General features: G+C 69.1%; 15 protein-coding genes and 1 pseudogene. 10 read left to right on the forward strand and 6 right to left on the reverse strand.

Features of this window, described 5'->3' with window-relative positions; genetic code table 11:
- The first annotated feature begins 67 nt into the window (after positions 1 to 67).
- From dapE to rnr, 3 genes are read left to right on the forward strand one after another with little or no spacing between them, the layout of a single operon-like run.
- On the forward strand, positions 68 to 1,222 hold the full coding sequence (gene dapE / locus BLV97_RS14910) for a succinyl-diaminopimelate desuccinylase (RefSeq protein ID WP_035837869.1): 1,155 nt from the start codon (positions 68 to 70) through the stop codon (positions 1,220 to 1,222).
- Positions 1,219 to 1,641, forward strand: coding sequence for a GNAT family N-acetyltransferase (locus tag BLV97_RS14915; RefSeq protein WP_092164130.1), 423 nt, complete (start codon positions 1,219 to 1,221; stop codon positions 1,639 to 1,641). The genes dapE and BLV97_RS14915 overlap by 4 nt, the downstream gene beginning before the upstream one ends.
- Before the next feature lie 59 nt (positions 1,642 to 1,700).
- A complete protein-coding gene (gene rnr / locus BLV97_RS14920) occupies positions 1,701 to 3,962 on the forward strand; it encodes a ribonuclease R (protein WP_035837871.1) in 2,262 nt (753 codons plus the stop codon).
- 132 nt (positions 3,963 to 4,094) lie between these two features.
- Here the strand turns inward: rnr and BLV97_RS14925 are convergent, their stop codons facing one another.
- Positions 4,095 to 4,388: a DUF5658 family protein gene (locus tag BLV97_RS14925; protein WP_035837872.1), complete on the reverse strand. Its 294-nt coding sequence runs from the start codon at positions 4,386 to 4,388 to the stop codon at positions 4,095 to 4,097.
- Between the two features lies 1 nt (position 4,389).
- Positions 4,390 to 4,707 carry an antibiotic biosynthesis monooxygenase family protein gene (locus BLV97_RS14930; RefSeq protein ID WP_035837873.1) on the reverse strand — a complete coding sequence of 106 codons (318 nt, stop codon included), beginning with the start codon at positions 4,705 to 4,707 and terminating at the stop codon, positions 4,390 to 4,392.
- 159 nt (positions 4,708 to 4,866) lie between these two features.
- Here BLV97_RS14930 and BLV97_RS14935 point away from each other — a divergent pair, with 159 nt between their 5' ends.
- Positions 4,867 to 6,087 carry a YbfB/YjiJ family MFS transporter gene (locus BLV97_RS14935; RefSeq protein ID WP_081824871.1) on the forward strand — a complete coding sequence of 407 codons (1,221 nt, stop codon included), beginning with the start codon at positions 4,867 to 4,869 and terminating at the stop codon, positions 6,085 to 6,087.
- 361 nt (positions 6,088 to 6,448) lie between these two features.
- Here BLV97_RS14935 and BLV97_RS14940 read toward each other — a convergent pair whose 3' ends face one another.
- Complete coding sequence (locus tag BLV97_RS14940; RefSeq protein WP_051645810.1) at positions 6,449 to 6,748, reverse strand: hypothetical protein; 300 nt, start codon at positions 6,746 to 6,748, stop codon at positions 6,449 to 6,451.
- Between the two features lie 1,328 nt (positions 6,749 to 8,076).
- Between BLV97_RS14940 and BLV97_RS14950 the strand changes: the two genes are divergently transcribed.
- Positions 8,077 to 9,306 carry an META domain-containing protein gene (locus BLV97_RS14950; RefSeq protein ID WP_035837877.1) on the forward strand — a complete coding sequence of 410 codons (1,230 nt, stop codon included), beginning with the start codon at positions 8,077 to 8,079 and terminating at the stop codon, positions 9,304 to 9,306.
- On the opposite strand, the gene BLV97_RS14955 is transcribed toward BLV97_RS14950, so the two are convergent.
- Together BLV97_RS14955 and BLV97_RS14960 are read right to left on the reverse strand one after the other, a co-directional pair.
- Positions 9,303 to 12,428: an efflux RND transporter permease subunit gene (locus tag BLV97_RS14955; protein WP_035837879.1), complete on the reverse strand. Its 3,126-nt coding sequence runs from the start codon at positions 12,426 to 12,428 to the stop codon at positions 9,303 to 9,305. The genes BLV97_RS14950 and BLV97_RS14955 overlap by 4 nt on opposite strands.
- A gap of 23 nt (positions 12,429 to 12,451) precedes the next feature.
- Positions 12,452 to 13,687 (reverse strand): efflux RND transporter periplasmic adaptor subunit, encoded by a 1,236-nt coding sequence (locus tag BLV97_RS14960; RefSeq protein WP_035837881.1) that lies wholly within the window; start codon positions 13,685 to 13,687, stop codon positions 12,452 to 12,454.
- Between the two features lie 263 nt (positions 13,688 to 13,950).
- On the opposite strand from BLV97_RS14960, the gene BLV97_RS14965 reads away from it, so the two are divergent.
- The 5 genes from BLV97_RS14965 to cydX all read left to right on the forward strand — a co-directional run bounded on the left by BLV97_RS14965 (position 13,951) and on the right by cydX (position 20,397).
- The gene (locus tag BLV97_RS14965; protein ID WP_081824872.1) at positions 13,951 to 15,654 is read left to right on the forward strand and encodes an ABC transporter ATP-binding protein/permease; all 1,704 of its coding nucleotides are present in this window, start codon (positions 13,951 to 13,953) and stop codon (positions 15,652 to 15,654) included.
- A complete protein-coding gene (gene cydC, locus BLV97_RS14970) occupies positions 15,651 to 17,300 on the forward strand; it encodes a thiol reductant ABC exporter subunit CydC (protein ID WP_092164132.1) in 1,650 nt (549 codons plus the stop codon). The genes BLV97_RS14965 and cydC overlap by 4 nt, the downstream gene beginning before the upstream one ends.
- 191 nt (positions 17,301 to 17,491) lie before the next feature.
- The gene (locus BLV97_RS14975; protein ID WP_035837914.1) at positions 17,492 to 19,087 is read left to right on the forward strand and encodes a cytochrome ubiquinol oxidase subunit I; all 1,596 of its coding nucleotides are present in this window, start codon (positions 17,492 to 17,494) and stop codon (positions 19,085 to 19,087) included.
- A gap of 21 nt (positions 19,088 to 19,108) precedes the next feature.
- A complete protein-coding gene (cydB, locus tag BLV97_RS14980; RefSeq protein ID WP_035837915.1) occupies positions 19,109 to 20,257 on the forward strand; it encodes a cytochrome d ubiquinol oxidase subunit II in 1,149 nt (382 codons plus the stop codon).
- Between the two features lie 14 nt (positions 20,258 to 20,271).
- Positions 20,272 to 20,397, forward strand: coding sequence for a cytochrome bd-I oxidase subunit CydX (gene cydX, locus BLV97_RS14985; RefSeq protein WP_081824874.1), 126 nt, complete (start codon positions 20,272 to 20,274; stop codon positions 20,395 to 20,397).
- A gap of 195 nt (positions 20,398 to 20,592) precedes the next feature.
- Here cydX and BLV97_RS20830 read toward each other — a convergent pair.
- Positions 20,593 to 20,675: pseudogene (locus BLV97_RS20830) on the reverse strand (IS5/IS1182 family transposase); the annotation flags it as partial.

Consider the following 20,675-nt stretch of genomic DNA (forward strand, 5'->3'; position numbering starts at 1 on the left):
GCCAGGTGCGATTGCAACCTTCCCCGCGCAGCGCTACCCCTTGGCGATATCGCTCAGGAGGCCCCAGATGACCGCATCCGTTCCCGTCGATCCCGTGAAGCTCTCGGCCGAGTTGATCCGCTGCCCCTCGGTCACGCCCGAGGAGGGCGGCGCACTGGTGCTGCTGGAAGGTCTGCTGAAGGACGCGGGGTTCGAGACCACGCGGGTCGATCGTGGCGGGGTGTCGAACCTGTTCGCACGCTGGGGTCGCAAGGCGGCCAACCGGACCTTCGGCTTCAACGGCCATACCGATGTGGTGCCGGTGGGCGACCCGGCGGATTGGGCCCATGACCCGTTCGGCGGCGAGATCATCGACGGCGTGCTTTGGGGCCGCGGCGCGACCGACATGAAGACCGGTGTCGCCGCCTTCGTCGCCGCGGCGGTTGATTTCGTGACCCAAACCCCGCCCGACGGCGCCGTGGTGCTGACGATTACCGGCGACGAGGAAGGCCCCGGCCGCGACGGCACCCGCGCGCTGCTGGATCACATGGCCGAGGCGGGCGAACGCATGTCCGTCTGCCTGGTGGGCGAACCGACCTGCCCCGAGGAGATGGGCGACATGATGAAGATCGGCCGGCGCGGCTCGATGACGGCGCAGTTCACCCTGCGCGGCAAGCAGGGCCATTCCGCCTATCCCCACCGGGCCAACAACCCGCTGACGGCGATGGTGCGACTGATGGACCGGCTGGCCTGCCACCGCCTGGACGAAGGCACCGAGCATTTCGATGCCTCGACGCTGGCGATCACCACGATCGACACCGGCAACCCGGCCTCGAACGTGATCCCGGCCTCGGCGCGGGCCACGGTCAACATCCGCTTCAATGACGCGCATTCCTCGGCCTCGCTGACCAAATGGCTGCGCGGCCAGGCCGAGCGGATCGAATCCGAGACCGGGGTGCGGGTGGAAATGGCGGTAAACGTTTCGGGCGAAAGCTTCATCACCCCGCCGGGCGATCTGTCGGCGCTGGTGTCAAGAGCCGTCGAAGCCGAGACCGGACGGCGGCCCGTGCTGTCGACCACCGGCGGCACCTCGGATGCACGCTTCGTCAAGGACCATTGCCCGGTGGTCGAATTCGGACTGGTCGGCAAGACCATGCATCAGGTCGATGAACGCATCGAGGTGGCGCTGATCGAGAAGCTGAAGGCGATCTACGGCCGGATCCTGACGGAGTATTTCGCATGAGCATCGAAATCGTCGAGACGCGCGACATCGCCGCTTGCCACAGCCTGCGCCGCACCGTCTTCATGGCGGAACAGGGGATCTCCGAGGCCGACGAATTCGACGATCTCGACGGGTCGGCCGTGCATCTTCTGGCGCTCGACGCGGGCCGGGCGGTGGGCACCGCGCGGCTGCTGACCGAGGGCGCGACGGCCAAGATCGGCCGGGTCTGCGTGCTGAAGGACTATCGCGGCACCGGCCTGGGCGCGGCGCTGATCCGCGCCGGGATCGAGCATCTGCGCGCGATGGGCGGGATCGGCACGGTCAAGCTGGGCGCCCAGGTCCACGCGCTGGGATTCTACGAAAAGCTGGGCTTCACCGCCTACGGCCCGGTCTATGACGATGCCGGCATTCCGCATCGCGACATGGCGCGCGCGCTCTGACCCGGGGCGCGGCGCCGAATCCCGATGACGTGCCGCGCGCCGCGTGCTAGTTGGCGCGCATGAGCCAGATCCCCACCAAAGACCAGATCCTCGCCTGGATCGCCGAAAACCCGGCGCTGAGCGCCAAGCGCGACATCGCCAAGGCCTTCGGCATCAAGGGGGCGGCGCGCATCGACCTCAAGCGCGTGCTGAAGGAGCTGGAGGCCGAGGGCCATCTGCAAAAGCGCGGCAAGACCTTCCGCGAGGCAGGCGCCCTGCCCCCGGTCACGGTGCTGGAACTGCTGGACCCCGACCGCGACGGCGACCTGTTCGCCAAGCCGCTGGAGGGCCGCTTCGAGGACGCGCCGCGCATCCTTTTCCTGCCGCGCCCGGGAGAGGCCGCCGTCGGCCCGGGCGACCGCATCCTGGGCCGGTTGACCAAGGTCGAGGGGCAGGACCACGCCTATGAGGCGCGGCTGATCCGGCGCATCGGCACCGGGCCGCGCAAGCTGCTGGGGATCTTTCGTGCGGGATCCGAAGGCGGCCGGATCGTGCCGATCGACAAGGGATCGGACAAGGAATGGATGGTGGCACCCGATCTGACCGGCAATGCCAAGGATGGTGAACTGGTCGAGGCCGAACAGGCCGGGCCGAAGAACCGCCTGGGCCTGCCCCGCGCGCGCGTGGTGCAGCGGCTGGGCGACCCTTCCGCACCCCGGGCGGTGTCGCTGATCGCGATCCACCAGCACGGCATCCCCGACGAATTCCCGGCCGAGGTGCTGGCCGAGGCCGAGCGCCTGAAGCCCGCCCCCCTGGCCAAGCGCGAGGATCTGCGCGCCCTGCCCTTCGTCACGATCGACCCTTCGGACGCGCGCGACCATGACGACGCCTGTTACGCCCATCCCGACGACGACCCGGCCAACCCCGGCGGCCATGTGCTGTGGGTCGCGATCGCCGACGTGGCGCATTACGTCACGCCGGGCTCCGCGACCGACCGCGAGGCCCGCGCGCGCGGCAATTCCACCTATTTCCCCGACCGCGTGGTGCCGATGCTGCCCGAACGCCTGTCGGCCGATCTGTGCAGCCTGCACGAAGGCGTCGCGCGCCCGGTGATCGCGGTGCGCATGGTCGTGGATGCCGAGGGCGGCAAGCGCAGCCACCGCTTTACCCGGGCGATGATCACCTCGCGCGCCTCGCTGTCCTACGAGGAGGTGCAGGCCGCGCAGGACGGCGCCCCCAACGACCGCTGTGCGGCGCTGCTGGACGAGGTAATCGCGCCCCTCTACGCGGGTTACGCCGCGCTCAAGACCGCCCGCGCCGCGCGCCAACCGCTGGATCTGGACCTGCCCGAACGCAAGATCGTGCTTTCGGACGACGGCGAGGTGGTCTCGATCGCGCTGAAGGAGCGCTTCGACGCGCACCGGCTGATCGAGGAATTCATGGTGCTGGCGAACGTCGCCGCGGCAGAGGAATTGATCCGCCTGCGCCGGCCGCTGCTGTTTCGCGTGCACGAGGAACCCAGCCTCGAAAAGCTCGACGCGCTGCGCGAGGTCGCCCAGGCCTCGGGCTTCACCCTTGCCAAGGGGCAGGTGCTGCACACGCGGCACCTGAACCGGCTGCTGGCGCAGGCCGAGGGCACCGATTTCGACGAGCTTCTGAACATCACCACCCTGCGCTCGATGCAGCAGGCCTATTACGCGCCCGAGAACTTCGGCCATTTCGGCCTGGCGTTGCGCAACTACGCGCATTTCACCTCGCCCATCCGGCGCTATTCGGACCTGATCGTGCACCGCGCGCTGATCCTCGGCCATGGCTGGGGCAAGGACGGGCTGAGCCCCCAGGACATCGAGGCGTTGGAAGAGACCGCGCAGCATATCTCGGAAACCGAGCGGCGTTCGATGGCGGCCGAGCGCGACACCACCGACCGCTACCTTGCCGCCTATCTGTCGGAACGTGTAGGCAACGAATTCCCCGGCCGGATCTCGGGCGTCACGCGCTTTGGCCTTTTCGTGAAGCTCGACGAGACCGGCGCCGACGGGCTGATCCCGATCCGCACGCTGGGGCGCGAGTTCTTCCATTTCGACGCCGCCAGCCAGACGCTGATGGGCTCCGAAACCGGTCTCACGCTGGGTGTGGGCCAGCGCGTGACGGTACGGCTGGCCGAGGCCGTGCCGGTGACCGGCGGCTTGATGCTGGAGCTGCTATCGGTAGATGACAAGGCGCTGCCCGGCGGACGCGCACCCCGCGGCAAGCCGCTGGGCCGCAAGGGCGGCGCGGCCAAGGCGAAAGCCCGCGCCAAGGCCACGAAGGAAAAGCGCAACGTCAGCCGCAAGCGCAAATAGCCGCGGCCCTGTACCTAAGTATTTCGGCCAGGGTGAAGTGCAAGACGCGCGCTTCCCTTTCACTTTGGCGAAAATACTCCGGGGGCGCAGGGGGCAGAGCCCCCGCCGCCGCGCCCTGCAATTTTGCGCCGCCTATCCCCGATAGCGGCGCCAGACCCGCAGATTGTGCACCACCACCCAAAGGTACACCGCACCGAGCAGCCACAATTCGGTTTCGGCCCCCAGCGTCCAAAGCCACCAGGCAAAGCCCACGCCGATCAGTTTCACCAGCACCAGCCCCGGCACCCGGCCCAAGAGCCGCATCAGCAGCGCGACGATCGGATTGGCCTCGCGCGCGCCCGCCGACAGCGCCAGCAGCGTGGTGACCAGATCGCCCAGTTGCAGCAGGGCGACCAGAATCGCGGCCAGATCGACGAATTGGGGCATCTCAGTAGACGTCCGCGACCTCATACATGACCGGCTCGAACCGCGAACAAAGCGCCGCGAAGCGGCGGTTGCGGGCGCGCATCTCGGGGCTGCGCAGCATCGCCTGGAAATCCTCGCGCCGGGTCCATTGCGAATAGTTGGCAATCCGGGTCTGGGCGTCGTTCACATGCAGCCCCGCACCCAGAAATCCAGGCTGGCGCGAGATGAAATTCTCGTAGGCGTCGCGCAATTCGTCCAGCAGGTCGGCGCAGGTCCCCGGCGTGGTCTCGAAGGTGGTCAGCACCGTCTGGCCGTGAAATGCCCGCGATATCTGTGGCATGAGGTTCTCCTTGCGGCCATGTCGCAAACAAGGCTAGCAGATTTGCGGCGGGTTCGCGCGGGCAAAAGCGCCCCCCGGGCCGAAGGGCAAAGGCATATCCGTTCGCCTTTCCGGGTCGTTGATCTATGTTTGCCGCACAGACCACAACAAGGGGCGCGGATGGTGCGCGACACAGGACTGGACGGCGCCGAGCGCACACCCTGGGCGATGATCCTGGCGGCCTTCGCCTCCAGCTTCATCGGGATCGGTCTGGCGCGCTTCGCCTATACGCCGCTGATCCCGGCGCTGGTCAGCCACGGATGGTTCACCGATGCGGCGGCCTTCTATCTGGGCGCGGCCAATCTGGCGGGTTACCTGGCGGGGGCGCTGGTGGCGCCGGCGCTGGTGCGGCGCATCGGCGGACGGCAGATGCTGCGGCTTATGATGGCACTTGCCTGTCTGAGCTTCTTTGCCTGCGCCGTGCCGCTGTCGTTTGCGTGGTTCTTCGTCTGGCGTGCTCTTTCGGGCCTGACCGGCGGGGTGCTGATGGTCTCGGCCGCGCCGGCGGTGCTGCCGCATGTGCCGGCACGGCTGCGCGGCCAGGCCAGCGGCGCGATCTTCACCGGCGTGGGGTTGGGGGCGCTGCTGTCGGGAACGCTGATTCCGGTGCTGTTGCGCCTGGGGCTGCCCGCCACCTGGATCGCGCTGGGCCTGGCCAGCACGGTGCTGTGCGTCCTGACCTGGTGGTCCTGGCCGGATTATCGCCCCGCCCCGGACACCGCGGCCCCGCCCGCGCGCGGCCAGGCCCGGGCCTTGCGAAAGCTCTACGCCTGCTACGGGCTGGATGCGGCGGCGTTGGTGCCGCATATGGTCTTCCTCGTGGCCTTCGTCGACAGTGCCGCGGGCCATGGTTTCGCGGGCGGCGCGGTGGCCTGGTCGATGTTCGGCCTGGGCGCGATGGCGGGGCCGTTCACCCTGGGCGCACTGGCCGACCGCCTGGGGTTTGGCCGGATCTTGCGGCTTGGCTTTGCCGTTCAGTTCCTGGCGATCGGCGTGCTGGCGCTGACCCATTCCTATCCGGTGATCCTGATCTCGGCCTTCATCGGCGGCGCCTTTACCCCGGGCATCGCGCCGCTGGCCCTGGGCCGGGTACGCGAGATCCTGCACGACGCGCCCCACCGCCAGCACGGCGCCTGGAGCCGGGCGACCGCCTCTTTCGCGGTGATGCAGGCGGTGGGGGCCTACGGCTTGTCGTGGCTCTATTCCCAGACCCGATCCTATCCGCTGCTATTCGCCCTGGGGGCTGCCTGCGTGCTGCTGGCGCTGGCCGTCGACCTGCTGCGGCGGCCCGAGGCGCATACCGCCCCCGACGCCTCCGAACCGGACCCGGGTCAGGCGTGACACTTCTGATCGGTAGCTGGCCGGAACGCCGCCCGGCGCGGATTCCGACGGTCTCCAACGCCAGTGCCTCGGTGTCGGGCACGCGGCCCGTCACCGGCAGCAGCGCCACGGTGGCAAGGATTTCCGCGCCCTACGGGCCGTCCACATCCAGCGCGAAGCAGGTGTCAGTCTTCATACACCGATCATAGCGCAGCCGATCGCGCGCCAAGATGCCTTCCTCACCAAGCTGGCCTGTCAGCGCGGCTGTGATTTCGGGCTCGGCGTCGGGCAACAGCCCGTGGCGCGTGGGAATGGGACCGTACCCCGCCGCGGGCAAAGGCCTGAGCCGGGGCCACCCCGATATCCCCGCCGCCCATGACGATCAGCGAAGCTGGAAGCGCATCCAGTTCCAGGATCGAGTTGCTGTCATGATAGGAACCGTTCCCAGGCCGGGATAGTTTGGCAGCACGCCGGTGTATTTGGCTGCCTTGAGGCCGTGGACCAGCGCCTGTTTCTGGAAAACCACCGCAGGCCAGTCGGTGATCCGGCCGAAGGCCTCGATGCCAAGGAAACGACGCGCGGTAGCGGCGACATACGCCGGCACCATCGCGCGGATCATCGCCTTCGAGGGCACGCGGCCAACGTTGTCTCGGGTGCCGCCGATGGTGCCGTGGCCGATCAATGCGACGTGGACAACGGGCAGGCACAGGCATCACCCTGGGGCGATGTCCCCGACCGCCCGGACATCGACGCGCTATTCGAGACGAGCCCCCCCCCGCCGGCTGAGCAATCCTTGCGGCCTTCGGAGGGAAGTGGGGGACGGCGTCCTCCAAGATGGGGCAGATTCGGGCAGGTGGCTAACCGGTCGCGTCCGGGAAGGGAGACGTCGGTTGCAGCGACCCTGCCCCGACCGGGCCTCGCAAAGTTTGCCGATCTGGGCCTGACCAGTCGCGCGTTTCCCAAGGTTTGCCAAGACGCGTATGCCCCAACTGTCGGGGCAAGTGGTGCGGGCGGGGGGGATCGAACCCCCACTTCCTTACGGAAAACGGATTTTCTTACCAGCTACGGCTTTCGCCGCGCCCCGAATGACGGGGTTTGTGGTCTGGACTATCCCTTCACCCTAGCACATGCCTTAGGTGCTGCCCGTCTAGTCTCTACACCTTCCCGACCATGGGTCGGGCTTGGCTCGGGATTGCCATTTTACAGGTTTCCCCGACTTTGAGCAGTTCTACTTCTTCGGTTTCCCGAAGAGCACTCAATTTCTTGTCTAAGTCCGTTGCGTCTACCGGTTTCGCCACGCCCGCACGATGTCTCCTTCTATAACGACAGGGTTACGGACGGCCAAGAGAAACCGGCTTCTCACAAGGTCATTCTTCGGCCCTCCTCGGCGTCTTTGCGACCCCGGCCTTCCCCCGCCGATCGCACCCAAGTCCGGCCGGAGTTCGTACCGGACCGGACCGGATGATATTTACCGATCGGCTCACCACCGGTCCGGCGGTGCTTCGCGACCTGGCAGATCTCGCCCGCCTTCATCCACCGCAAGCGGGGTTCGCGTGCCGGCGGCGGTTCCCGGGCGGCCCTGGCGGCCCTGTCTTCGCAGCCCTGTCTTCGGCCGTGTGCGTCCGGGCCGGCATCCAGCACCGCGCGCCGTATCCCGCGAACACCAGAGCGGCCGGCCCGGGGTCATCGCGATCGATGCGCCGGGCTGCGTCCCGCCTGAACGACGCAACCGCACAGGCGGCGGGCGCAGACCTTGGGCAAGCCCCGGTCGGTCGCGCCGGGGCCGGCTGTCCCGGCCATGCCGCGAATGTGACGAGCATTTCGGTCGCGGCGGGACGAACCTTGGGGAAGGAAACAGCCCCAGGCAGCTTTTTGCAAGGCAGTGGACAAGCGCGGCGCATGGCAGGGCGCGGCACCGCGATGCACCGGCCCGCCCGCGACCGACGATCTTGCTTGGCGCGCGCCATTGCGCTGCTATCCTGACCACCTGGGCCCAGGGGAAGGTATGCCATGCTCCGCCGCTTCGTCGCCGCCATGCTGATGCTGTCGTTCGCGCTCGTCCCCGTTGCCGCAGGGGCCCAGGAAGGGCTGCGGCTGTCGGGCGCGCTTCTGTACACCGCGAAGGTCGCGCTTGCGAAGGACGCGCTGATGGTGGTTCAGCTGCAAACCCTGGACGGCCGGCCATTCACCACGATCCGGCGCCCGACACAGGGGGCGCAGGTCCCTCTGCCGTTCTCGATTCAGGGGCCGGCCAACGCGCCCTTCGGCCTGCGGGCGGCGCTGTTCGTCGATGGCAGGGCGCTCTGGGCCAGCCCGCTGGTGGTGATCCAGCCGGGACATGGCCAGAAGATCCTGCCCCCGGTGATCCTGAACCGCGTCGAAGCGGCCAGTTTCGCGCGGCATTTCTCCTGCGGCAAGACCGGGGTCGAGATCGCCATCGCGGAAGGCGCGGCACGGATGCGGGTGGCCGGGCACAGCTATGACCTGACCGCCGATACCGCCGACCCCGATCCGCGCTATGTCGCGGCGAAGGCCGCGCAGGACGCCCGGGACACATGGTTCCAGCCCCGGGGCAATGCGGCCAGGGTCAGCCTGGGCGGCAAGGTACTGCCGGTCTGCAAGCCCGAGATCGCGCCGATGCTGTTCGCGCTGCACGCCCGGGGGGGCGATCCGGACTGGCGGCTTGACCTTGCCGCCGGGCGCCTGCGCTTCGTCCCGCCACGGGGCGACCCGATCAGCGCGGCCATTCCGGCGCCCGGGGTCGGGCTGGACGTGTTGCGCTTCGATCTACCCGGCAAGGGGCTGGCCGTCGTGCTGACCAAGGGGCTTTGCCACGAAGGGACCAGCCCGCTTCCGTTTCCGATCCGTGCGAAGGTGACATGGGGGACGCACAGCTACCAAGGCTGCGCCGGCACGCCGGCCCAGCTGCTGGAAGGCGCCCCCTGGAAGGTGCTGACCGCGGCCGGGACCGATATCAGCCGTAGCGGAACCGAGATGCGGTTTCTCGCCAATCAGATATCGGGCAAGGCGCCCTGCAACCGGTTCAGTGCGCGGCTGCTGTTCGGCGCGGGGATGCGTGTCGGTCCGCTGGCCGCGACCCGCAACACCTGCGCGGCGCTGACGATGAACAAGGAACAGGCCTTCTTCAACGCCCTGGGGGCCACCGACCGCTTTGACATCAAGGACGGCAAGCTGCGCCTGCTGGCGCGCGGCCAGACGGTGATGGAAGCCAGCCGCTAAAGCCGCGACGCCTGCCGCAATTCCTGCAGCAGGCGGGCCTGTTCCTGTGCCCTGGGCCTGGAGAAGCGGGCCAGCAGCAGATAGGCCACCGGCGTGACATAAAGCGTCGCCAGCGTCGCCAGCCCCAACCCGCCGACGATGATCCAGCCCAGCGCCTGGCGCGCCTCGGCGCCCGCGCCCTCGGACAGGATCAGCGGCACCCCGCCCAGAACGGTCGAGACCATGGTCATCATCACCGGACGCAGGCGGATGGTGGCGGCGTGATAGATCGCATCAGCGACAGCCTCGCCCCTGTCGCGCAGCTGGTTCGCGAATTCGACGATCAGTATGCCGTTCTTGGCCATGATCCCCACCAGCAGCACCAGCCCGATCTGGGAATAGACGTTCAGGCTGCCGCCGGTCAGCAGCAGCGCGAAGACCGCGCAGGCCAGCCCCAGCGGCACCGTCGCCATCACGATCACCGCCGAAAGGAAGCTTTCGAACTGCGCGGCAAGCACCAGCAAGACCACCGCGACGGCGGCGGCAAATACCGCCACCAGGCCGGAATTCGTCTCGTCCAGCGTGGCCGTCTCGGCCAGGGGCAGCAGATGATTGCCGGCGGGCAGCGTGCCGGCGGCGATATCTTGCGCCGCGGCCCAGGCCTTGCCCAGCCCGAAGCCCGGCGTCAGCCCGGCCGAGATGCTCACCGCCCGCATCTGGCTTTCGCGGTCCAGTTCCGGGGCGACGGCGCGTTCGTGCAGCGTGACGAAGGACGACAGCGGCACCATTGTGCCATCGCCGGCCTTGACGAAGATATGTTCCAGATCGCCCGGGTCGTTCACCGGCTCGGCCGTGGAAACCATGTCGACGCCATACGCGCGGTCGTTCAGATAGACACTGGTCACGCGCGCGCCCTGCAGCACCGATTGCAGCGCGTCGCCCAGCCCGTTGATATCCACCCCCAGATCCGAGGCGCGACGGCGGTCGATCTGGATGACAAGCTGGGGCTGGGTGGTCTCATAGCCCAGCTGCACCCGGCCAAAGCGCGGGTCGGCTTCCAGCCGCGACACCATGGTCCGGGCAAGCCCGGCAAGGCGATCGTAATCGGTGCCGGTGATGGCAAAGCGCAGGCCCGATCCGCCGCCGCGAATGCGCAAGGAATTCGGCTGGATGGTGAACATCCGCAACCCGACGATGCCCTGCGTCAGCGCATGAACCCGGCGGGCGATGTCGTTCTGGCTGACATCGCGCGCGGCCCAGTCAGTCAGCGTCATCACCAGAAAGCCGCTGCTGCCCTGCCCGCGGCGACCGGCGATCGAGAAGACATTGGTCACAAGACCTTCCTCGCGCAACACCTCCACCCTGTCCTCGATCTCGCGCATCTTCGAGGCGGTGTATTCCAGCGCCACCCCCTGCGGCGCCGATATCGCCATCAGCAGCACCGCCCGGTCCTCGCGCGGGGTCAGTTCGCGCTGGATGCCACCCGAAACCAGCACCGCCGTCACCGCGAAAAGCGCCACCGCCAGCAACACCACGAACGGCCCCGCCAGCGCCCAGCGCAGCGTCGCCGCATAGGCCCGCGCCAGCGCCGTCCCCAGCCGCGCCACCGGCCCCGGCCCGCGACCGCCGCCGCCACCGTCGCCATCCCCGCCGCGCAACAGGCGGCTGGCCAGCACCGGCGTCAGCGTCAGCGCCACGACCGAGGACAGCAGCACCGCCATCGCCAGGGTGAACCCGAATTCGCGAAACAGCCCTCCGGTCTGGCCCGGCAGGAACGAGATCGGCACGAACACCGCCGCCAGCGTCGTGGTGGTGGCGAGGACTGCGAAAAGCACCTGGTTCGTGCCCAGTACGGCGGCGGCGCGGGGGCCCATGCCCTCGGCCCGGCGGCGCACGATGTTTTCCAGCACCACGATCGCGTCGTCCACCACCATGCCGGTCGCCAGCACCAGCGCCAGAAGCGTCAGGATGTTGATCGAGAACCCCACCAGATAGACCGCCGCCACGGTGCCGATCAGCGCCACCGGCAAGGTCAGCGCCGGGATCAGCGTGGCGCGCCAGTCGCGCAGGAACACATAGATGACCGCCACCACGATCAGGCAGGCCAGCACCAGCGAGCGCACGACTTCGCGGATCGCGCCGTTGATGAAGCGCGCGTCGTCCGAGGTGACGAAGATCTTCACATCCGGCGGCATCAGCCGCTGCTGCGCCGCCACCGCGCGGTGCACCCCGGCCGAGATTTCCAGCGTGTTCGACTGCGCCTGCCGGATGATCCCCAGCCCGATCCCGGTCTGGCCATTGGCGCGCAACACGGCGCTGCCCGGCGCCGGCCCCAGCGTCACCGTGGCCACGTCGCCCAGCAGCACGCCCTTGCGCAGCACCAGATCCTCGAAGGCGCGGGTCGTGGCGACCGAGGCGACGGAACGCACCGTCAGCGTCTGGCTGGCCGAACTGAGCGCCCCCGCCGGCACATCGAGATTGGCATTCGCCAGCGCGCGGCGGACATCGGCCAGCGTCAGCCCCCGACTGGCGAGCTGGCGCAGATCCAGATCGACGCGGAAGATCTCGTCCCGGTCGCCATATGTCTGCACATCGGCCACGCCCGGCACCGCGACCAGCCGGTCGGCGATCACGTCGTTGACCAGCCGGGTCAGTTCGGGCGCGGTGCGCCGGGCCGAGGTGACGCCGATCCGCATCACCGCGCCCGCATCGGCATCGGCCTTGACGATGCGCGGTGGATCCGACGCCTCCGGCAGACGGTTCTGGACCCGGGATATGGCGTCGCGCATGTCGCTGGCGGCGGCGTCCAGATTGGTCGCGCCGTCGAATTCCACCGTCACCTGGCTGCGCCCGAAGTGCGAGCTGGAAGATATCGACTTGACCCCAGCGACCCGGCCGGCTGCGCCCTCGATCGTGGCGGTGATCTCGCGGTCCACGGTCTGTGGCGCGGCGCCGGGCAGATCGGTGCTTACGGTTATCACGGGGCGGTCCACATCGGGCAGTTCACGCACCTCGACCCCCATCAGCGCGCCAAGCCCGGCGATCACGATCAGCGCATTGATCACGAAGGCCAGGATCGGACGGCGCACGAACAGCGCCGTCCCCGCGGCGATGGCGGGCTCTGGGGGCGCTTCGGCGCCCATGTCAGGAGGCGGCCCCGCGGCGCTCACTGCCCGACCCGCGGCGTGCCGCCCGCCGCCGTTGCGGCCTGCGGCTCCCGGGCCCGGGTCGCATCCCTGTCTGGCGCGCGGTCGGGCGCCTCCGGGGCGACCTCCGCGCCGGGGCGCAGCATCTGCACGCCCTCGGTAACCACTGGCTCGCCCGGCGCAAGATCGCCCTGCACCAGGACCTCCTGGGCGTTGCGCTGCAGGATGCGCAGACCGATGCGCTGCGCCCGCCCCTGCCTTACGATCCAAACATAGGGCCCCGCATCCGCCCATTGCACCGCCAGCGGCGGCACCGAGGGCACCGGATCCCCCGGCAGCGCGATGCGGATCGCAAAGGCCATGCCGGGGCGCAGCCGGTCTTCGGGATTGGCCAGTTCGGCCTCGACCAGGATCGTGCGGCTGGCGGGATCGACCCGGTTGTCGATCGCGCGGATCCGCCCGCTCAGGTCGGTCCCGCTGCGTGCCAGCGGGGCCGCACGCAGCCCCAGCCCCGGACGCAGCTGGCCCACGAAGCGTTCGGGCAGGCGAAAATCGACCAGCAGAGATGACCGGTCGTCGATCTCGGCGATGGCGGTCGCAGGGGTGACCTGCGCGCCAGGCTGGACCGACATCAGCCCCACCCAGCCCGCGATTGGCGCCAGGATCCGACGCTGGGACAGGTCGAACTTGGCCTGGCGGTGGGCCAGTTCGGCGGTGCGCAGCGCCAGCCTGGCCTCCTGGATGCGGCTGGACGCCGTGGCGCCCGAGACCCCAAGCTTTAGCTGCCGCGCGAGGGTCTGTTGCGCGTCCGCCAGCATCAGGCGCGTCTTTTCCAGCGCGATCTTCTGGGCCTCGTCCTCCAATTCGGCCAGGATCTCGCCCTTCGCGACATGGGCGCCCGACCCGACATTGACCATGGTGATCTGGCCCGAAACCTGCGGCCGCACCGCAACCGAGCGCAGCGCGCGCCCGTCCCCAATCGCCCGCGCGGCATCGTTCAGCCGCGCAAGGCCCACGGGCTGCGTCCGTATCGCCACCGGCCCGCGCCCGCCGCCATGCGGACGGGCCCCCTGCCGCGCACCCGCCTTCCGGCCAGCCCCCGCCCCCCCGTGTCCGTCCTGCGCCGAGGGTCCCGACGCCTGCCACAACCCAAGCCTGGCCAGCAATGGCCGCGACTGGGGCACATAGGCGATCCACAGCGCCGCCGTGGCGGCCAGAACCACCATTACCACCAGCCCCTGTTTCAGAATCGCCATTGCCGCTGTCCGATCGCGCTCACGCCACTTCACAGATTCGTGGGGCATATGCGGCAAAAAGCAAGCCTTCCGGCCCGGGGTAATACGCCGCATGGCATGTTCGAGCACCCGTTCCGGCCCGACCGAAGGCCACAAGCCCAGCCCGGCGCGCGCCCGCCGCGCGATCGCCGGGCAAGCCCAGGCAAGCCCGGGTCCTCTCGAACCGGGGTCGCGCGACCTTTCGACGCTTGATCCGCTCGCCGCGCGGGCGTAGGCGCGCGGTCATGCGCAGGCCACCCAGTTCTTCCGATGCCGATCGCGCCGCCGCCGCCCCCGCGGCCCGGCACCGCGGCCCCCTGTCCAAGATCGAGGCCCCGGCACGGCGCGCCCAGGCCCGCGCCGGGATGCTGGCACTGCTGGGCGGGCTGCTTTGGCCGATGCAGGCGGCGCTGGTGGCCTGGGCGGTCTCGGGCTGGCTGCATCAGGCGCCGCTGTCGCGCACGCTTTGGGCCGGGGGCGGCTTCGCGCTGCTGGGGATCCTGCGCGCGGTTCTTGACGATCTGGGCGGCGCGCTGCTGTTTCGCGCCGCCGACAAGGTGCTGGCCGAACAGCGCGCCCGGCTTGTGGCGCGCGAAAGCCTGCGCCCGCCGGGCGGGGCCGGTCCGTCCTCGGCCGAGCTGGGGGCGATCGTGGCGCAGAAACTGCCGCTGCTGGTGCCGCATCTGACCCGCTATCGTCCGGCGCGGCTGCGCGTGATGGTGCTGCCGCTGATCTACATCGCGCTGACCGCCTGGTTCAGCTGGGCGGCCGCGCTTGTGCTGATCGTGGCGGGCCCCCTGATCCCCGTCTTCATGGCGCTGATCGGCATGGCCGCCAAGGACGCCAGCGCCAGGCAGATGGCCGAGATCGGCGACATGAATGCGCTGCTGATGGATCGGCTGTCCGCCCTGATCGACATCCGCCTGCTCGACGCGACCGGGCGCAGCGCCGCCGATTTCGCCGCCCGGGCGGAAGGCCTGCGGGCGCGCACCATGGCGGTGCTGCGCATCGCCTTCCTGTCCTCGACGGTGCTGGAACTGTTCTCGGCCCTCGGCGTCGCCATGGTCGCGGTCTATGTCGGCTTCACCCTGCTGCATCAGCTGCATTTCGGCGCCTATGGCGGGCTGAGCGCAGGCGAAGGCATCTTCCTGCTGATGCTGGCGCCCGAATTCTTCCAGCCGCTGCGCGACCTGGCCGCCGCCTGGCACGACAAGGCCGCAGCCGAAGCCGTGGCCGAGGAACTGGCCGGCCTGCCCGATACGGAACCGCCGGTGCTGGGCCAGGGCGCCCCGGCCGCGCCACTGCCGGGTTCCCTTCATCTGCGGCTGAACGGCGCGGCGGTGGAACGCGGCGCGCGGCTGGTCGCGCTTCCGGCGATCGCGCTGGCGGCGGGCGAGGCCGTGGCGCTGACCGGGCCGTCGGGGGTAGGAAAATCGACCACGCTGGCAGCGATCGCGGGGCTTGCGCGCATCGCTCCGGGCGGTTGCCTGGAGGTCGCGGGCCAGCCGCTGACGGACGCCAATGCCGACGCCTGGCGCGCCCGGCTGGCCTGGGTGGGTCAGACGCCGCATTTCCTGGATCGACCGCTAGGCGAGAACCTGGACCTGCGCGGCACCGGCGCCGACCCGGGCCCCGCCCTGGCCGCCGCCCGTGCGACCTCGATCGTGGCCGCCCTGCCCGACGGGTTGCGGGCCATGCTGGGCGAGGCCGGCGGTGGAATTTCGGGGGGCGAGGCGCGGCGGCTGATGCTGGCGCGGGCCCTGATGGCGGCGCCGGATCTGTTGCTGGCGGACGAACCCACCGCCGATCTTGATCCCGAGACCGCCGAGGCGGTGATCGCGGGGCTGCGGGCGCTGCAGGCGCAGGGGACCGCATTGATCGTGGCCACCCATGACCCGCGGCTGATAGCGGCGATGGACCGCGCCGTCGCGCTGGAGATGCCGATATGACCCGGTTGATCCACATCTTCCGGCTGATCTGGTCCGCCGCCCCCCGCGCCATGGCCCGCGGGGCGCTGTTGTCCGTCGCGGTGCTGGTCTTCGGCGCCGCCCTTCTGGGGCTTTCGGGCTGGTTCATCACCGCCACGGGCGCCGCGGGTCTGGCGGCGGCGGGCTTCACCTTCAACGTCTTCGGCCCCTCGGCCGGGGTGCGCGCCTTCGCGCTGGGCCGCACCGCGGCGCGTTATGGCGAACGCCTGCTGACCCATGACGCCACCCTGCGCGCCCTGGCCCGGATGCGGATCGACCTGATGCGCCGCGAAAGCCGCGCGCCGCTGGACCGGCTGCTGCGGCTGCGCGGCGCCTCCGCGCTGAACCGGATGACGGCGGATGTGGATGCGCTGGACGGGGTGGCGCTGCGGCTGGTGCTGCCGCTGGCGGCCGGGCTGATCACCCATATCCTGGCCTTCGCCGCGCTTGCCTGGCTGGTGGACGAAACCATCGCGCTGTGGGTGGCGCTGGGCTATCTGCTGGGCGGCGCGCTGGTGCTGGCGGGTGCTGCGCGGGCGGGTTTCGGCCCCTCGATCCGGGCCGAGCGCGGCGCCCAGGCACTGCGCCGCGCGGTGATCGACATGGGCCGGGCACGCACCGATCTGCTCGTCTTCGGGCGCATGGCCGCGCAGCGCGACGCGGTGCTGGCGGCGGATGCGGAAACCCGCGCGGCGCTGGACGCGCTCGACCGGGCCGAGCGGCGGGCGGGGCTGGCGCTTTCGGCATTGGCCGCGCTGATCGCGGGCGGCGCGCTGATGATCGGCGGCGCGCTGGTGGCGCGGGCACAGATCGCGCCGGCGGCCGCGGCGCTGGGGTTCTTCACCGCCCTGGCGCTGGCCGAGACGCTCTTCGGTCTGCGCCGCGGCATGGCCGAACTGGGCCGGATGCGCGACGCCGCCGGAAGGGTTCTGGACGGTGCCGAGGCGCCGCCGCCCGCCGGGGCGGCGGATGCCCCCGCCGCGGCAGGCCCCGCGGTGCTGGCGGCCCGCGATCTTTCCTACCGGCGGGAGGGCGCGGCGCGGGCAGTGCTGAACGGGCTGTCGCTGGAACTCGCCCCGGGTGAGACGCTGGCCGTCGCCGGCCCCTCGGGCGTCGGAAAATCGACGCTGCTGTTTCTTTGCGCGGGACTGCTGCAGCCGAGCGACGGCGACATCACCCTGGCGGGGCGGGCATTGGCGGACTGGGACGAACCCGCACTGCGGGCGCGACTGACACTGGTGCCGCAGCGCGCCGCGCTGGTGGCCGGCACGATCCGCGACAACTTGGCGCTGGCGACCGCCACGCTGGATGACTCCGCCGCCTGGGCCGTGCTCGGGGCCGTCGCGCTGGACGCCGTCGTCGCGGCGCGCGGCGGGCTGGAATCGCGGCTGGGCGAGGGCGGCGCCGGCCTTTCGGGCGGAGAGGCGCGGCGGCTGGTTCTGGCGCGGGCGTTGCTGCGGCGCCCCGAAGTTCTGCTGCTCGACGAACCCACCGAGGGCCTGGATCCCGAGACCGCCGCAGCCGTCCTGCGCGGCCTGCGCGCCACCCTGCCCCGGGCCGCGATCCTGACCGCTTCGCATCGCGCCGCGGAACTGGCCTGGGCCGACCGCGTGATCACGCTGGGCTGAGGGCGCGTTCGCGGCATCTGGGGACATCTTTGTCCCGACCCGGAACTTCGCCCGGACACATGACCATCACGCGAGGGTGATCGCCCCTCTTGATCTGTGTCAATCTGGCCGCCGTATGATCGGCCTAGACCACCCCGGGTAAGTCGAGTCGCCGGGACAACTTTCCGCCCGGCCAAGCGGAGTTTAGTGACATGGACATGACGATCGTGGACCTCTCGCGAATCCAATTCGCGATGACGGTTCTCTACCACTTCCTCTTCGTGCCGCTCACCCTGGGGCTTTCGGTCCTCGTCGCCACAATGGAGACCGTCTATGTCATGACAGGCCGTCCGATCTGGCGCCAGATGACCAAGTTCTGGGGCACGCTGTTCGGGATCAACTTCGTCCTCGGGGTGGCGACGGGCCTGACGATGGAATTCCAGTTCGGCATGAACTGGAGCTACTACAGCCAATATGTCGGCGACATCTTCGGCGCGCCTCTGGCGATCGAGGGCCTGATGGCCTTCTTCCTGGAAGCCACCTTCGTGGGGCTGTTCTTCTTCGGCTGGGACAAGCTTTCGAAGGTGCAGCACCTGGCCGTCGCCTGGCTGGTGGCGCTGGGGTCGAACTTCTCGGCGCTGTGGATCCTGATCGCCAACGGCTGGATGCAGAACCCGGTGGGCGCGCATTTCAATCCGCTGACGATGCGGATGGAGATGACCAGCTTCTACCAGGTGCTGTTCAACCCCGTCGCCCAGGCCAAGTTCGTCCATACCGTCAGCGCGGGCTATGTCACCGCCTCGGTCTTCGTGCTGGGGGTGTCGGCGTGGTACCTGCTGAAGGGGCGGCACTGGGAACTGGCGCGCCGGTCGATCGCCGTGGCTTCGGCCTTCGGGCTGGCGGCGTCGCTGTCGGTGGTGATGCTGGGCGACGAGTCGGGCTATGAGGTCTCGGCCAACCAGAAGATGAAGATGGCCGCGATCGAGGCGATGTGGAAGACCGAGCCCGCGCCGGCAAACTTCACCCTCTTCGGCCTGCCCGAGCAGAAGGCCGAGAAGACCAAATGGGCGGTGCGTATCCCGTGGTTGATGGGGCTGATCGGCACCCGGTCGCTGACCAAGCAGATCCCCGGCATCGAGAACCTGGTGAAGAAGAACGAGACCCGGATCCGCAGCGGCATGATCGCCTATGCGGCCTTGCGAACGATCCGCGCCGACAAGACGAACATTCCAGCCGACGTGAAGGCCAGTTTCGATGCCCATTCCAAGGATCTGGGCTATGCCCTTTTGCTGAAGCGCTATACCGCCGATCCCGACAAGGCCACGCCCGCAATGATCACCAAGGCGGCGAATGACACGGTACCGGCGGTCTTCCCGATCTTCTGGGCCTTCCGGATCATGGTGGCGCTGGGTTTCGCCTTCATCGCGACCATGGCCTATTTCTTCTACATGGCCAGCTTCAGGGGCATGCGTTTCCCGCGCCCGGCGCTCAGGCTGGCGGTGTGGATGATCCCGGCGCCCTGGATCGCGGCCGAACTGGGCTGGATCGTCGCCGAAGTCGGCCGTCAGCCCTGGACGGTGGACGGCATCCTGCCCACCGCGTTGTCGGTCAGCCACCTGTCGGTCGCCGATCTGCTGATCACGCTGACAGGCTTCGCGCTGTTCTATTCGGTGCTGTTCGTCATCGAGATGAGCCTGATGTTCAAATATGTCCGCAAGGGCCCGCAAGAGGACGTGGCTGAGACCGACGCCTGGATGGAACGTCACGCAAGACGCCTGGGCGACGGCGTCATGACCCCGGCCGAATAAGCCGAGTAAGGAGTAACCAAAATGATCCTGCACGATCTGATTTCCCTCGACGTCCTGCGCGTCATCTGGTGGGTCCTGCTCGGTGTGCTGCTGATCGGCTTCGCGCTGACGGACGGGTTCGACATGGGGGTGGGCGCGCTGCTTCCCTTCGTGGGGCGCAACGATGTGGAACGCCGCATCGCCATCAACACGATCGGCCCGGTCTGGGAAGGCAACCAGGTGTGGTTCATCCTGGGCGGCGGCGCGATCTTCGCCGCCTGGCCGCCGCTATACGCGGTCAGCTTCTCGGGTTTCTACCTGGCGATGTTCGCGATCCTGGCCGCGCTGATCCTGCGCCCGGTGGCGTTCAAGTACCGCTCGAAGCGCGATGGGGCGAACTGGCGCACGGCCTGGGATTGGGCGCTGTTCATCGGCAGCGCGGTGCCGGCGCTGATCTTCGGCGTGGCGGTGGGCAACGTGCTGCAAGGCGTGCCCTTCCACTTCACCCCCGATATGCTGTCGGTCTACACCGGCAGCTTCTTCGGCCTGCTGAACCCCTTCGCGCTGCTGACCGGCCTGGTGTCGCTGACCATGCTGCTGACCCATGGCGCGGCCTGGCTGTCGCTGAAGGCCGAGGGCGAGGTCGTCGCCCGCGCCCGCGCCATCGGCGCGATCACCGGGGTGGTGGCGATCCTGGGCTACGCGCTGGCGGGCGTGTGGCTGGCCTTCGGCATCGCCGGCTATCACTTCACCGCGCCGGTGCCGGCCAACATGCCGTCGAACCCGCTGCTTAGCCAGGTCGCGCACGGCGGGTCCTGGTTGGCCGCCTATGCGACACGTCCATGGATCGTCATCGCGCCGATCCTCGGGTTCGCCGGCCTGGTGCTGGCGGTGCGCGGGCTGCGCCGCGGGACCGAGGTAAGCACGCTGCTGTGGTCCAAGATGGGCATCTTCGGGGTGATCTCTTCGGTCGGGCTGACGATGTTTCCCTTCCTGCTGCCCTCGGCAACCGATCCGGATTCATCGCTGGCGGTCTGGGATGCGTCCTCGTCGCGAATGACGCTGTTCGTGATGCTGGTCGCGGCGGTGATCTTCATGCCGATCATCCTGGCCTACACCGCCTGGGTCTACAAAGTGCTTTGGGGCAAGGTGAGCGAGAACGACATCACCGGCTCTGGCCACAGCTACTGAGAAAGGAAGCCGATATGTGGTATTTCGCCTGGATCCTGGGATTGCCGCTGGCGGCGGGCTTCGCCGTCTTGAACGCGATGTGGCTGGAACTGGTCGAGGACCGGCGCATGGCCGACGAGGACGAGGCGCCGACGCGCTGAACCCCGCCCGATGCTGACGAAAGGCGCCCGCCCCGCACCCCGGAGCGGGCGTCTTCGTTTCAAGGAGTTGCGCGGCCCGGGCAGCGCGAGCGCCCGCTTGTGACGCGGAGCACCGAGTTGGTGGAACGCTGCCATTTTGGGCGGCAAGTGACTGCCTACGCCGCCGTCGTGATCCAGAGCATCTAGGGTGAGGACTCATAGCCAATAGATGACAGTTGCGGCAAGGGCGATGGCTGAGAGGAAGACCTTCGGACATCTATCGTATCGTGTTGCGACAC

This window comes from Allgaiera indica, from assembly GCF_900106675.1.
In the GTDB taxonomy this organism is placed as follows: domain Bacteria; phylum Pseudomonadota; class Alphaproteobacteria; order Rhodobacterales; family Rhodobacteraceae; genus Acidimangrovimonas; species Acidimangrovimonas indica.